At 63.4% G+C, this 15,340-nt stretch carries 2 protein-coding genes and 3 pseudogenes; 4 read left to right on the forward strand and 1 reads right to left on the reverse strand.

Translation table 11 applies throughout. The features are described 5' to 3' along the window. Positions 1–25 precede the first annotated feature (25 nt). The 4 genes and pseudogenes from ACVWW3_RS36410 to ACVWW3_RS36425 form a co-directional block, all read left to right on the forward strand. Positions 26–7,618, forward strand: coding sequence for an amino acid adenylation domain-containing protein (locus ACVWW3_RS36410; protein ID WP_456672324.1), 7,593 nt, complete (start codon positions 26–28; stop codon positions 7,616–7,618). Continuing rightward, positions 7,566–11,828, forward strand: a pseudogene (locus ACVWW3_RS36415) (amino acid adenylation domain-containing protein); the annotation flags it as partial. The gene ACVWW3_RS36410 and the pseudogene ACVWW3_RS36415, both read left to right, overlap by 53 nt. Positions 11,829–12,014: 186 nt before the next feature. Next, positions 12,015–13,013, forward strand: a pseudogene (locus ACVWW3_RS36420) (thioesterase domain-containing protein); the annotation flags it as partial. A 117-nt stretch (positions 13,014–13,130) separates the two neighbouring features. Further along, a pseudogene (locus ACVWW3_RS36425) lies at positions 13,131–13,376 on the forward strand (hypothetical protein); the annotation flags it as partial. Positions 13,377–13,666: 290 nt separating this feature from the next. Here ACVWW3_RS36425 and tnpC read toward each other — a convergent pair. Then, positions 13,667–15,319 carry an IS66 family transposase gene (tnpC, locus tag ACVWW3_RS36430; RefSeq protein ID WP_456647434.1) on the reverse strand — a complete coding sequence of 551 codons (1,653 nt, stop codon included), beginning with the start codon at positions 15,317–15,319 and terminating at the stop codon, positions 13,667–13,669. Positions 15,320–15,340: the final 21 nt, after the last annotated feature.

Here is a 15,340-nt window from a genome sequence, read left to right on the forward strand (position 1 = left end):
GTCCCCACTCGATCGCTCGGAATACGTGGCAACGGCTTGGCTGATCTATTTCGCCCGCATCACGGGAGAAACAGAGCTTCAGCTGGGATGGACGCCAGCATCGGATGGATCGCAAGCTGCCTCCAAAGCGATAGAGGCGTTGATCTCCCCTGTCGTGCCGATGGAAGTGACCATTGAGCTTGCTAATGATTTTGAAGAGGTGCGCAAAACCGTAGCGGCCGAACTCGCTCAGCTGAGGGCGCACGGTAGCTTTGCCCGGGATCTTATCACGCGTTGCCCGGCCTTGCGACGTATGAAAGCGCTACGCTCGCGCCGACCCTGGCCGATTGGCATCACAATCACGACAGAGAGCTGTTCGGTGGCTGGCGATCTGATGACGAGTCACAAAGCTGACCCGGCCCTATGCGGCGATTTGCTGACCTTTGAGGTTTGCGCTCTGGATGGGAGCTTCCGCTGGCATTTTGATGCCACTCGATCTGCGCCAAGGCAGATCGGCCGCATGACGCAGCATTTGCAGACTTTGTTAAATGGTGTGATGGCCGATGCGGGGCAGCCGGTCGGCCGCATCGACATTCTCCCGGCAGACGAACGCACGTATCTACTGGAGGAGCTGAATCGGACGGCGACGCCTTATCCGTCGGAGCGGTTCATCCATAAGCTGTTCGAGGCGCAGGTGCAAAAGGCGCCGGAGGCGTTGGCTGCGGTCTATGAGAACGAGAGACTGAGCTATGGCGAACTCAACGCGCGGGCCAACCGGCTAGCGCATCATCTGATCGGGCTCGGGGTCAAGCCCGACCAGCTGGTGGCGATCTGCCTGGAACGCGGCTTGGCAATGGTGGTTGGCGTTTTGGCGATCCTGAAGGCGGGGGGGGGCTATTTGCCGCTCGATCCGGCTTATCCGCCGGCGCGGCTGCGGAAGATTGTCGACGATGCCGCGCCGCGACTGCTGCTTTGCGATGCGGCCGGTCGAACCGCATTGGGCGCCGAGGCTGTGGCCGATGTCAGCGTAGTCAATCTGGATACTGCCACTCCGGTCTGGGGCGAGCGGCCGGCTTCGGACCCCGACCCGCGCACGCTTGGCCTCACATCCCGTCATCTCGCCTATGTGATCTACACCTCAGGCTCCACCGGAACGCCAAAGGGCGTAGAAATGTCCCACGGCTCGCTTGTGAATTCGCTCGCGGCGGTTGGCACGTCAAAACGATGCACACTTCAATTCGCTACCCTGAACTTCGATGTGTCCTGTCAGGAAATGTTCATTTGTTGGAAGGACGGTGGACTGCTCGTACTTGTGCGGGAAGAGACCCGCAGGCAGTTCTCCGAGTTGCTCGAATTCATGGAAAAGGAGGCGATCGAGCGACTTTTCCTCCCATTCGTAGCATTGAACCATTTTGCGGAGGTCTGGGGCGCGCAGCAAGTGAAGCTGCCCTCTTTAAGTGAGATTTATACAGCGGGTGAGCAACTGCAGGCCACTCCACTGCTTAGGGCCTTCTTCGAAGCACATCCAAAGGCGAGATTGATCAATCAATACGGGTCCACAGAAATCAGCGTCATTGCCGAGCACCACCTTGCAGCTGACCCATCATGTTGGCCCCAGTTGCCTCCCGTTGGGCGTCCGATTGCGAACACGCGGGTGTACCTGCTGGACGGTCATGGCGCGCCCGTGCCGTTCGGGGCGGTGGGCGAGCTTTACATTGGCGGGGCGGGAGTGGCGCGGGGCTATCTGAACCGCCCCGAGCTGACAGCCGAGCGGTTCATCGCCAGCCCCTTTGTGGACGGCGACCGGCTGTACCGGACCGGCGACCTCGGGCGTTATCTGCCGGACGGCAATCTGGAGTTCCTGGGCCGCAATGACGACCAGGTGAAGATCCGCGGCTTCCGCATCGAGCCGGGCGAGATCGCGGCACGGCTTTGCGAGCACGCCTTTGTGCGCGATGCGGTTGTGGTGGCGCAACAGGATGGCCGTGGCGACAAGCACCTCGTCGGCTATGTGGTGTGTGCGCCCGAAGCTCAATCGGATGAGGTGGATGGCCCTGACCTTGCCAACACCTTGCGCGCGCACCTAAGTGCGCGGCTGCCGGACTACATGGTGCCGTCGGCGTTCGTGCGGCTATCGGGGCTGCCGCTGACGGTGAACGGCAAGCTCGACCGCAAGGCACTGCCGGCGCCGGCTGACGATGCCTATGCGCGGGCGGCCTATGAGGCGCCGCGCGGCGCGATCGAGACGGCGCTGGCAGAGATCTGGGCGGAGCTTCTCGGGGTCGAGCGGGTCGGACGCCACGACAACTTCTTCGAGCTCGGTGGCCACTCGCTCCTGGCGGTGCAGCTCTTGAGCCGGCTGCGGCGGCTGTCGCTCGGGGTGGAGGTGCGCACGCTGTTCGCCACGCCGGTGCTGGCCGATCTTGCCGCAAGCCTTGGCCGTTCTCATGAGGTGGCGGTGCCTGCGAGCCTGATCACCGAGCAGAGTACGGCGATCACGCCGCAGATGCTGCCGCTGATCGAGCTGGCCCAGCCGGAGATCGACCGGATCGTCGCCACGGTGCCTGGTGGCGTCCGCAACATCCAGGACATTTATGCGCTGTCGCCGCTGCAGGACGGCATCCTGTTCCATCATCTGCTGGCCAGCCGGGGCGATCCCTATCTGCTGGTGTCGCAGATGGCGTTTGCCGACCGTAGCCTGTTGGAACGCTATCTTGGTGCGGTTCAGCAAGTGGTGGACCGGCACGACATCCTGCGCACGGCCTTTGTCTGGGAGGGACTGTCGAGCCCGGCCCAGGTGGTGTGGCGTCGTGCGTCGCTGGAGGTGAGCGAGGTCGAGCTGGATGGCTGTGATGGCTCCGGCGCCGATGAGCTCCGGCGCCGGTTTGATCCGCGCCGGCAGCGCATCGATCTTGGCCGGGCACCCTTGTTGCGGTTTGTGACCGCGCTCGATCCCGGCAGCGGGCGCTGGCTGCTGCTGCAGCTGCAGCATCATTTGATCGGGGATCACACGACGCTGGAAGTGATGCATGCCGAGGTGCGGGCCATGCTGGCAGGGCGGGCCTATGAACTGGCCGCGCCGCTGCCGTTCCGTAATCTGGTGGCGCAGGCGCGTCTTGCTGTTGATGCCAAGGCGCATGAAGAGTTCTTCCGAGGGCTGCTGGCCGACATCGACGAGCCGACCATGCCGTTCGGGCTAAGCGAGGTCTACGGCGACGGCAGCGGCGTCGGCGAGGCGCATCGGATGCTGCCGCAGGCGCTCAACGAGCGGCTGCGCGAACAGGCGCGGCGGCTCGGGGTGAGCCTGGCCAGCCTGTGCCATCTGGCCTGGGGGCAGGTGGTGGCGCGCAGCAGCGGCCGAGAGCAGGTGGTGTTCGGCACGGTGCTGTTCGGCCGGATGCATGCGGGTGCGGGCGCCGACCGCACAATGGGCCTGTTCGTCAACACTCTGCCTGTGCGGCTTGCCTTAGACGAGACCGGGGTTGCGGCGAGCGTGCGCAGCACCCACGCGCAGCTTTCCGAGCTGCTGGCGCACGAGCATGCCTCGCTGGCGCTGGCGCAACGCTGCAGCGGCGTTGCGGCGCCGGCGCCGCTGTTCAGCGCGCTGTTGAACTACCGCCATAACAGGACGGCAGCCACGCCCGGCTCCGGAACGGATGATGTCCCGTCGGGCGCGGAATGGCTCGGCGGCGAGGAGCGCACCAACTATCCCGTGACCCTGTCGGTCGAGGATTATGGCGAAGCGCTCGGCCTGACGGCGCAGGTGGCGGAGCCTGTCTCTGCGGATCGGGTCTGCGGCTATATGCAGCGGGCGCTCGAGCAAATGGCGGAGGCGCTGGAGCATGCCCCCAACACGCCGGTGCGCGAGCTCGACATCCTGCCGGCCGACGAACGCAGCTACCTGCTGGAGGAGTTGAACCGGACGGCGGTGGCCTATCCGTCGGAGCGGTGCATCCATGAGCTGTTCGAGGCGCAGGTGCAAAAGGCGCCGGAGGCGGTGGCGGTGGTCCACGAGAACGAGAGACTAAGCTATGGCGAGCTCAACGCGCGGGCCAACCGGCTGGCGCATCATCTGATCGCACTCGGAGTCGGGCCGGGGGATAGCATTGCGACAGTGCTTGACCGCTCCGTCGCTCTTGTGGTGGCGCAGCTGGCGATCCTGAAGGCGGGCGGAGTGTATGTACCGATCGATCGCGGCCTTCCATCTGCGCGACAAGAATGGCTGATGGCTGATTGTGCTGCCCGCCTGGTGCTTAGCCAGATTGACGGTGATGATCTGGTTGACGCGACGATACCTGTTCTGGCTATTGAGCCGCTCATAGTTGGAACGGGATGTAGTTCCGATCCTGGCCTCGCGTTGAGCGCTGAGGCTGCCGCTTACGTAATGTACACCTCCGGCTCAACCGGCCTTCCCAAAGGAGTTCTTGTTCCTCATCGTGCTGTCAACCGGCTCGTGATCAATAATGGATATGCGAAGATTGAGGTCGGGGATCGTGTGGCGTGGGCTGGCAATCCCGCCTTCGACGCAAGCACATTCGAAGTGTGGGCGCCGCTGCTTAACGGTGGTTGCATTGTTGCAATGCAAGCTGTCACAGATGCTCCCAGTTTTGCCCGGGCGCTTAAACAGCACCGGGTGACGTCACTTTTTCTAACAACAGCATTATTCAACCAATGTACATCATCGATTGCTCCGACATTAGCCCAACTTAAGTACCTCCTCTGTGGAGGAGAGCGCAATGATCTTCGCTCATTTCTGAGATTGCTGAAAGAAGAAGGCCCCGTACGTCTCATTCACTGCTACGGCCCGACCGAGACGACGACCTTCGCGACAGTCTTCGAGATCAACTTGAGTAACGAAACACTCCGCTGTCTCCCGATCGGCCGTCCGATTGCGAACACGCGGGTGTACCTGCTGGACGGTCATGGCGCGCCCGTGCCGTTCGGGGCGGTGGGCGAGCTTTACATTGGCGGGGCGGGAGTGGCGCGGGGCTATCTGAACCGCCCCGAGCTGACAGCCGAGCGGTTCATCGCCAGTCCCTTTGTGGACGGCGACCGGCTGTACCGGACCGGCGACCTCGGGCGTTATCTGCCGGACGGCAATCTGGAGTTCCTGGGCCGCAATGACGACCAAGTGAAGATCCGCGGCTTCCGCATCGAGCCGGGCGAGATCGCGGCGCGGCTTTGCGAGCACGCCTTTGTGCGCGATGCGGTTGTGGTGGCGCGCCAGAACCGCGCCGGCGACAAGCATCTTATCGCCTATGTGGTCTGCGCGCCCGAGGCTGGCTCGGACGAGAACGATGGAGGCGGGCTTGCCGGCGTCTTGCGCGCGCACTTAAGTGCGCACCTACCGGAGTACATGGTGCCGGCTGCGTTTGTGCGGCTTGAGGTGCTGCCGCTGACGGTGAACGGCAAGCTCGACCGCAAGGCACTGCCGGCGCCGGCTGACGATGCCTATGCGCGAGCGGCCTATGAGGCGCCGCAGGGTGCAGTCGAGACGGCGTTGGCGCGGATCTGGGTCGAGCTTCTAGGGCTGGAGCGGGTCGGACGCAACGACCATTTCTTCGAACTGGGCGGCCACTCGCTCCTGGCGGTGCAGCTCTTGAGCCGGCTGTCGCAGGCTGTTGGCGTCGCGCTGCCGCTGTCGACGCTGTTCGCCAGGCCGGTGCTGGCCGATCTGGCGGCAAGCATCGTCGAGGAGTTGAGCCGCTCCGGTCCCCAAGACCTGCCGGCGATTGCGGCCGTATCGCGTCATGAGCCGCTTGTGCTGTCGTTTGCGCAGCAGCGGCTGTGGTTTTTGGCGCAGCTGGACGAAGGCAGCACGCACTATCACATTCCGCTAGCCTTGCGGCTGCGCGGGGTGCTCGACCGCAGCGCCTGGCAGCGCAGCCTTGACCATCTGTTTGCGCGTCATGAGGCGCTGCGCAGTGTCTTTGTCGCGCCGCAGGCCAAGCCCCGGGTTGAGATCCTGCCGCCGGATGCGGGACTGCCGGTGCTTGAGCACGATCTACGGCAGAGGCCGGATGCGGAAGCGGCACTTTTGGATCTGTGCCACGAAGAGGAGCGCACGCCGTTTGATCTTGCGCGCGGGCCGCTGATCCGCGGGCGTCTGGTGCGGATGTCGGATGAGGAACACGTCTTCCTGCTGACCCAACATCACATCGTCTCGGACGGCTGGTCGATGGGCGTGCTGGTGCGTGAACTCAGTCAGCTTTACCGGGCGTTCGAGGCTGGACAGGACGATCCTTTGCCGCCGCTGGCGATCCAGTATCCGGATTATGCCGCCTGGCAACGCCAATGGCTGTCGGGGGAACGGCTGCAGAAGCAAGCGAAATATTGGCGCAACGCCCTGTCAGGCACGGCTCGTCTTGTCTTGCCGACGGACCGTGCGCGGCCGGCCCAGCAATCGTTTGCCGGGGCCAGTGTTCCTGTTGTCATCGATGCGGATCTGACGCGGGACTTGAAGCGGCTGAGCCGGCGGCATAGCACGACGTTGTTCATGACGGTGCTGGCGGGCTGGGCGACGGTGCTGTCGCGTCTGTCGGGGCAGGACGACCTTGTGATCGGCGTGCCGAGCGCCAATCGCTGCCGGCGCGAGATCGAAGAGTTGATCGGCTTCTTCGTCAACACCTTGGCGCTTCGGCTGGACCTATCGGGCGAGCCGAGCGTGTCGGAGCTTCTGGAGCGGACGCGGCGCACGGCGCTGGCTGCGCAGGAGCATCAGGACCTGCCGTTCGAGCAGGTGGTGGAGATCGTGCAGCCGCCCCGGGCTCTTGACCACACGCCGTTGTTGCAGGTGATGTTGGCCTGGGACAACAATGCGCTTGGGTCATTGGACCTGCCAGGACTGAGTGTGGAGGCTGCCGGGAAGGGGCTCGATCAGGTCAAGTTCGATCTGGAGCTGAGCCTTAGCGAGCATGGCGAGGAGATCGCTGGAACACTGAGTTTTGCCACGGCGCTTTTTGATCAGGCGACGATCGAGCGGCAGCGTGGTTATCTGCTGGCGCTGCTGCGAGCGATGGCTGCCGATGCAGGCCAGCCGATGGGCCGCATCGACATCCTGCCGGCTGAAGAGCGCAACTATCTGCTGGAGGATCTGAACCGGACGGCCGCGGCCTATCCGTCGGAGCGGTGCATCCATGAGCTATTCGAGGCGCAGGTGCAAAAGGCGCCGGAGGCGGTGGCGGTGGTCCACGAGAACGAGAGACTAAGCTATGGCGAGCTCAACGCGCGGGCCAACCGGCTGGCGCATCATCTGATCGCACTCGGAGTCAGGCCGGACGAGCCGGTGGCGATCTGCCTGGAGCGCAGCCTGGCGATGGTGGTCGGGCTTTTGGCGATCCTCAAGGCGGGCGGTGCCTATCTGCCGCTGGACCTGATCTATCCCAGCGAGCGGCTGCGGCAGGTTGCCGACGATGCCGCGCCGCGGCTGCTGCTCTGCGATGCCGCCGGACGCGCAACACTCGGCCCCGAGGTGCTGAACGATGTGACGGCGGTTCGATCTAGAGACGGCCACGCCGGCCTGGGCCGAACGGCCGGCTTCGGACCCCGACCCGCGCACGCTTGGCCTCACATCCCGCCATCTCGCCTATGTGATCTACACCTCAGGCTCAACCGGAACTCCCAAAGGGGTACAGAATGAGCATCGGGCTATTATCAATCGCCTGATCTGGATGCAAAAGGCCTATGCACTCAATGCGGCTGATGTCGTCTTGCAGAAGACCCCGTTTGGCTTCGATGTCTCGGCCTGGGAATTCTTTTGGACATTGCTTGAAGGGGCGACCCTGGTGCTGGCGGTTCCTGGTGCGCACAAAGACCCAGATGCGCTTGTAAACTTGATAATCGGCCAACGCATCACCGCTGCACACTTTGTACCATCCATGCTGGTCAGCTTCATGGACACGAAGGGCGTTGATCGCTGCACATCCCTGCAGCGTCTCGTGTGTAGTGGTGAGGCGCTTTCCGCCTCCCTTGCGCAGAAGGTTCGGCGCGTATTACCTTGGACTGGTCTGCACAATCTATATGGTCCCACGGAAGCTGCTATCGACGTAACAGCCTGGAATTGCCCGGCTAATTTTAATGGGGCAGTGGTCCCGATCGGCCGTCCGATTGCGAACACGCGGGTGTACCTGCTGGACGGTCATGGCGCGCCCGTGCCGTTCGGGGCGGTGGGCGAGCTTTACATTGGCGGGGCGGGAGTGGCGCGGGGCTATCTGAACCGCCCCGAGCTGACAGCCGAGCGGTTCATAGCCAGTCCCTTTGTGGACGGCGACCGGCTGTACCGGACCGGCGACCTCGGGCGTTATCTGCCGGACGGCAATCTGGAGTTCCTGGGCCGCAATGACGACCAAGTGAAGATCCGCGGCTTCCGCATCGAGCCGGGCGAGATCGCGGCGCGGCTTTGCGAGCACGCCTTTGTGCGCGATGCGGTTGTAGTGGCGCAACAGGATGGCCGTGGCGACAAGCACCTCGTCGGCTATGTGGTGTGTGCGCCCGAAGCTCAATCGGATGAGGTGGATGGCCCTGACCTTGCCAACACCTTGCGCGCGCACCTAAGTGCGCGGCTGCCGGACTACATGGTGCCGTCGGCGTTCGTGCGGCTATCGGGGCTGCCGCTGACGGTGAACGGCAAGCTCGACCGCAAGGCACTGCCGGCGCCGGCTGACGATGCCTATGCGCGGGCGGCCTATGAGGCGCCGCGCGGCGCGATCGAGACGGCGCTGGCAGAGATCTGGGCGGAGCTTCTCGGGGTCGAGCGGGTCGGACGCCACGACAACTTCTTCGAGCTCGGTGGCCACTCGCTCCTGGCGGTGCAGCTCTTGAGCCGGCTGCGGCGGCTGTCGCTCGGGGTGGAGGTGCGCACGCTGTTCGCCACGCCGGTGCTGGCCGATCTTGCCGCAAGCCTTGGCCGTTCTCATGAGGTGGCGGTGCCTGCGAGCCTGATCACCGAGCAGAGTACGGCGATCACGCCGCAGATGCTGCCGCTGATCGAGCTGGCCCAGCCGGAGATCGACCGGATCGTCGCCACGGTGCCTGGTGGCGTCCGCAACATCCAGGACATTTATGCGCTGTCGCCGCTGCAGGACGGCATCCTGTTCCATCATCTGCTGGCCAGCCGGGGCGATCCCTATCTGCTGGTGTCGCAGATGGCGTTTGCCGACCGTAGCCTGTTGGAACGCTATCTTGGTGCGGTTCAGCAAGTGGTGGACCGGCACGACATCCTGCGCACGGCCTTTGTCTGGGAGGGACTGTCGAGCCCGGCCCAGGTGGTGTGGCGTCGTGCGTCGCTGGAGGTGAGCGAGGTCGAGCTGGATGGCTGTGATGGCTCCGGCGCCGATGAGCTCCGGCGCCGGTTTGATCCGCGCCGGCAGCGCATCGATCTTGGCCGGGCACCCTTGTTGCGGTTTGTGACCGCGCTCGATCCCGGCAGCGGGCGCTGGCTGCTGCTGCAGCTGCAGCATCATTTGATCGGGGATCACACGACGCTGGAAGTGATGCATGCCGAGGTGCGGGCCATGCTGGCAGGGCGGGCCTATGAACTGGCCGCGCCGCTGCCGTTCCGTAATCTGGTGGCGCAGGCGCGTCTTGCTGTTGATGCCAAGGCGCATGAAGAGTTCTTCCGAGGGCTGCTGGCCGACATCGACGAGCCGACCATGCCGTTCGGGCTAAGCGAGGTCTACGGCGACGGCAGCGGCGTCGGCGAGGCGCATCGGATGCTGCCGCAGGCGCTCAACGAGCGGCTGCGCGAACAGGCGCGGCGGCTCGGGGTGAGCCTGGCCAGCCTGTGCCATCTGGCCTGGGGGCAGGTGGTGGCGCGCAGCAGCGGCCGAGAGCAGGTGGTGTTCGGCACGGTGCTGTTCGGCCGGATGCATGCGGGTGCGGGCGCCGACCGCACAATGGGCCTGTTCGTCAACACTCTGCCTGTGCGGCTTGCCTTAGACGAGACCGGGGTTGCGGCGAGCGTGCGCAGCACCCACGCGCAGCTTTCCGAGCTGCTGGCGCACGAGCATGCCTCGCTGGCGCTGGCGCAACGCTGCAGCGGCGTTGCGGCGCCGGCGCCGCTGTTCAGCGCGCTGTTGAACTACCGCCATAACAGGACGGCAGCCACGCCCGGCTCCGGAACGGATGATGTCCCGTCGGGCGCGGAATGGCTCGGCGGCGAGGAGCGCACCAACTATCCCGTGACCCTGTCGGTCGAGGATTATGGCGAAGCGCTCGGCCTGACGGCGCAGGTGGCGGAGCCTGTCTCTGCGGATCGGGTCCGCGGCTATATGCAGCGGGCGCTCGAGCAAATGGCGGAGGCGCTGGAGCATGCCCCCAACACGCCGGTGCGCGAGCTCGACATCCTGCCGGCCGACGAACGCAGCTACCTGCTGGAGGAGTTGAACCGGACGGCGGTGGCCTATCCGTCGGAGCGGTGCATCCATGAGCTGTTCGAGGCGCAGGTGCAAAAGGCGCCGGAGGCGGTGGCGGTGGTCCACGAGAACGAGAGACTAAGCTATGGCGAGCTCAACGCGCGGGCCAACCGGCTGGCGCATCATCTGATCGCACTCGGAGTCGGGCCGGATCAGCCGGTGGCGATCTGCCTGGAGCGCAGCCCGGCCATGGTGGTGGGGCTCTTGGCGATCCTGAAGGCGGGCGGCGCCTATTTGCCGCTGGATCCGGCCTATCCGTCTCAGCGGCTGCGCCAGGTGCTGAGCGATGCCGCGCCGCAGCTGCTGCTTTGCGATGCGGCCGGCCGCGCCGCACTCGGCCCCGAGGTGCTGACCGATGTGACAGCGGTCGATCTGGAGACGGCCACGCCGGCTTGGGCCGAACGGCCGGCTTCGGACCCCGACCCGCGCACGCTTGGCCTCACATCCCACCATCTCGCCTATGTGATCTACACCTCAGGCTCAGCCGGAAACCCAAAGGGCGTCATGGTCCAGCATCGGGGGTTGGTCAATCTGATGTTGGCTCAGGTCGGTCTTTTCGGCGCTTCTTCCAACAGCCGAGTGGTGCAGTTCGCCTCCGTTGGGTTTGATGCAAGCGCTTGGGAGCTTCTTATGGCGTTTGGCTCTGGAGCCGCATTGCACTTGCCTGCAAACGAGATCCGTCAAGCGAGTAACAAGCTCTCGGATTATCTCCGAAGCGAAGACATCACCCATGCGACGTTACCCCCGGCGATGCTTCAGGCAAGCAAGAATCTGGAATGTTTGACTTCGCAAGTTCTCATTCTTGCTGGAGAGCTGCCGAAGGCTGAACTCATCCAAAGTCTTGCCCCGGCATCAATTGTCAACGCTTATGGCCCGACCGAAACAACAGTCTGCGCGACAGTCTGGAATTGCCCGGCTAATTTTAATGGGGCAGTGGTCCCGATCGGCCGTCCGATTGCGAACACGCGGGTGTACCTGCTGGACGGTCATGGCGCGCCCGTGCCGTTCGGGGCGGTGGGCGAGCTTTACATTGGCGGGGCGGGAGTGGCGCGGGGCTATCTGAACCGCCCCGAGCTGACAGCCGAGCGGTTCATCGCCAGTCCCTTTGTGGACGGCGACCGGCTGTACCGGACCGGCGACCTCGGGCGTTATCTGCCGGACGGCAATCTGGAGTTCCTGGGCCGCAATGACGACCAAGTGAAGATCCGCGGCTTCCGCATCGAGCCGGGCGAGATCGCGGCGCGGCTTTGCGAGCACGCCTTTGTGCGCGATGCGGTTGTGGTGGCGCGCCAGAACCGCGCCGGCGACAAGCATCTTATCGCCTATGTGGTCTGCGCGCCCGAGGCTGGCTCGGACGAGAACGATGGAGGCGGGCTTGCCGGCGTCTTGCGCGCGCACTTAAGTGCGCACCTAGCGGAGTACATGGTGCCGGCTGCGTTTGTGCGGCTTGAGGTGCTGCCGCTGACGGTGAACGGCAAGCTCGACCGCAAGGCACTGCCGGCGCCGGCTGACGATGCCTATGCGCGGGCGGCCTATGAGGCGCCGCAGGGTGCAGTCGAGACGGCGTTGGCGCGGATCTGGGTCGAGCTTCTAGGGCTGGAGCGGGTCGGACGCAACGACCATTTCTTCGAACTGGGCGGCCACTCGCTCTTAGTGGTGCAACTGCTCAGTCGCGCAGTCGATCTCGGGCTCAAGTTCAGCGCCGCCGACCTCTTCCAAGCCCCCGTTATAAAGGAACTTGCATCAAAGATTCATTTGAAACCACAGCCCAGCAGTTCGGGAGTGATTTGTGTTCGCGAAACCGGATCGCAGCCGCCGCTGTTGTTTGTTCCCACAGGTTTGGGCGATCGCTCCTATGCCCTTAGTTTGACGCAGGAGATGGACGCAGGATGTCCTGTCTACACTTTGCCATGGCCGCCCTTTGGTAAAGTTCAATTTCGAACTCTTGAAGAAATAGCCTCGCAACTCATTCTCGCAATAAGAGAGATCCAGCCACGAGGTCCATACCGGCTCGCTGGATACTCATCAGGGGGAATCTTGGCTTACGCAATTGCGCAGCAGTTACTGGATCACGATGAAGCTGTTTCATTCATCGGTCTAATTGACGTTGTACTATCTTCAAATCCATCAAGCGTATCGCCCACCCAAATGATACAAGAAGTGCTCCTGGAATCTCTCGAACTAGACGACGAGAGGTTCGAAGTACTTGAACGCTTCGCTGGACGAAGTTCAATTTCTCAGTTCCTTGAAAAGGCGCAGAAAATCGGGGCGATCCCTCTGGATCGCAATCTCCACAGTGACATTCTGACTTATGAAAGGGCCATGCACTTCCAATGGGCGCTGGACCTGCATCAAGTTCCGTCCCTTCCAGTTGAGATACACCAATTCTATGCGAACCGGCCCCTTAGCAGCCGGACGCGTTCTCGAAAAAGTTCACTAGGTCCAGAAGCAATTTCGCCTTTGCGGGGTTGGGACCGAATTTTAAGTGCGGAGGCCATTCATGCCGTGCCAATTCCGGGCGACCACGTGACTATGATGGATGTCCCGGAGAACCGCCAAGTTCTGGGTCGGGCGATCTCAACGGCGTTAATCGGGACTCTTAAATCGTCGTCCGTTCTTTAATCGCGGGCACGGTGTCAATCCCGCATTACCTGATAACCTCAAGGTCGGCGGCGATCTCGACCTATCCGATTCGGAGCTCACGGCTCTGCCGAACAATCTATCGGTTGGTGGGGACCTCAGGCGCAATGGCCGGGCGCTTCGCCTGAAGAGATGACGCGCCAGGTCACCGACCGGATCGAGAAGAAGCGCGATGAGCTGGAATCGCTCGATTGCACCAAGAGCGTCACTGTTGCCGGCGAGACCACCGTTTTCGTCTATCTGCGTGACACCACGAAGGCTGCCGATGTGAAGCCGACCTGGATTCGCCTCCGCAATATGATCGCAGACATCAAAGCCGATTTTCCTCAAGGAGTGATTTGTCCCTACTGCTTGATGTCGCCTTTGAGAAAGCGCGTGTGGCCATCCTTCATCCAGAGTTCGTGGCGGCGCTTGAGATCCTTGTAGAGCCGCAACATCCCTGTGGAGCTTAACCCTCGCACTTTTCTGCGCCTGTCCGCAACGCACATAAAAATTCTGATGTCCTGCGAAAATCACGCCCTTGTAGGCGTTTTTGCAATGAATGACGCAGAGGCGGATGGTACGCATACGACGAAGGCCGCCTGATTGACGCATGCGCGCGGGCACAGCGAGCTCTATGATCGGTTAGGTGAAGGTCAGGCGGCCTGCTGACCGGCGGACTTGTCGGTTTGGCCCAGGAGCTTCCATTCCCAGGGCAGCAGTTCGTGCAGGCGCGACGCGCGAAGATCGGCGATACGGGCGAGGATGTCGGCGAGCCAGGCCTTGGGATCGACGTCGTTGAGACGACAGGTCGTGATCATTGTCAGCATGATGGCGGCACGGTCGGCACCATGCTGGCTGCCGGCGAAGGTCCAGTTGCGCCTTCCCAAGGCGATGCCTCTCAATGCGCGCTCAGCACAATTGTTGGTCAGGCAGATCCTGCCATCGTCGAGGAAGCGGCCGAAGTCGTCCCAGCGCCTGAGCATGTAGTTCATGGGCTTCAGGACCTCGGAGGAGCGCGAGAGGGTTTCTCGCTCTCGGAGCAGCCAGGCGTGCATGTCGTCGAGCAGCGGCTTGCTTTTCTCCTGGCGCACGGCTCGCCGCTCGTCGGTGCTGCGGCCGTTGATGGCGCGTTCGATCTCGAACAACGCGTCAAGGTGTCTGACCGCCTCCAGCGCGATCGGAGAGACTGGTTTGCCCTTGCGGCCTTCCCGGGCGGTTTTCTCGATGTCAGCCAACTCGAAGAAGCCCCGCCGCGCATGGGCGAAGCAGAATGCCGGCGTGATCGGTAGCACCTTCCTCTTCGGGTCGAACAGGGGTTCGAAGCCGCTGTAGCAGTCCGCCTGCAGGATACCGGTGAAGGTGGCCAGATGCTTCTGTGGATGCGCGCCGCGACGGTCGCCCGAAGCGTAGTAAACCGCCGCCGGCGGCGCAGGCCCGGCGAACGGCTGGTCATCCCGCACATAAGTCCAGATCCGCCCAGTCGTGCACTTGCCCTTCGCCAGGATGCGGATGGTGGTGTCATCGCCATGAAGGCGCTCGGCCGCGAGCACATGGCGTTCGATCAAGTGGAAGAGGGGCATGACGGCGAAGGTCCCGTGCCCGACCTGGTCGGCCAGCGTCGACAACGGCAGGTCGATCCCCTCGGCCTTGAAGCGCGCACTCTGGCGGTTGAGCGGGATATGCATGCCGAACTTGTCGAACAGGATCGTCGCCAGCAATTGTGGGCCGATGAACCCGCGCGGTGTGGCATGGAACGGCGCGGGCGGCTGGCTGATCTTCTCGCAATCGCGGCAGGTGAACTTCTCGCGTACCGTCTCGATCAGCTTGAAGCGGCGCGGGATCTCCTCCAGCGTCTTGGTCACATCCTCACCGATCTTCGCCAGCCGCGATCCACCGCAGCAGGCACAGGTCGTTGGAGCCTCAATGACGACGCGCTCGCGTTCGATGTCATCCGGCCATGGCTTGCGCATCGGTCTCTTGCGCATGAAGGGGCGGACGTTCTGCGTCTTCGCCGCTGTGGCCTGCGCGGCAAGCTCATCCTCGCTCGCTGTGGTGACGAGTTCTTCGAGCTCCAACTCCAGCTGTTCGAGCAGCCGTGCCGAGCGCTCGGAGCGCTGCCCGTACAGTTCGCGTTTGAGCTTCTCGATCCGCAGCTCGAGATGCGCGATCAGTGCCTCGTTGTCCGACAGCTCCGCCTGCGCACTGGCAGCCACCGCCTCGGCTCGCAGCCGCGCCTCACGCTCGCCCTGCAGCGCCGCCAGGGCACTCGCAAGGTCCGATGGAAGATCGTCCGGCTTCGGTATCATGAAGCCATTGAATCAGATCAA

Source organism: Bradyrhizobium sp. LM2.9 (assembly GCF_054056555.1).

Bases quoted from the DNA above. Each gene is read 5' to 3' on its own strand.
- tnpC (WP_456647434.1), bottom strand. From the start codon at position 15,319: ATGATACCGAAGCCGGACGATCTTCCATCGGACCTTGCGAGTGCCCTG.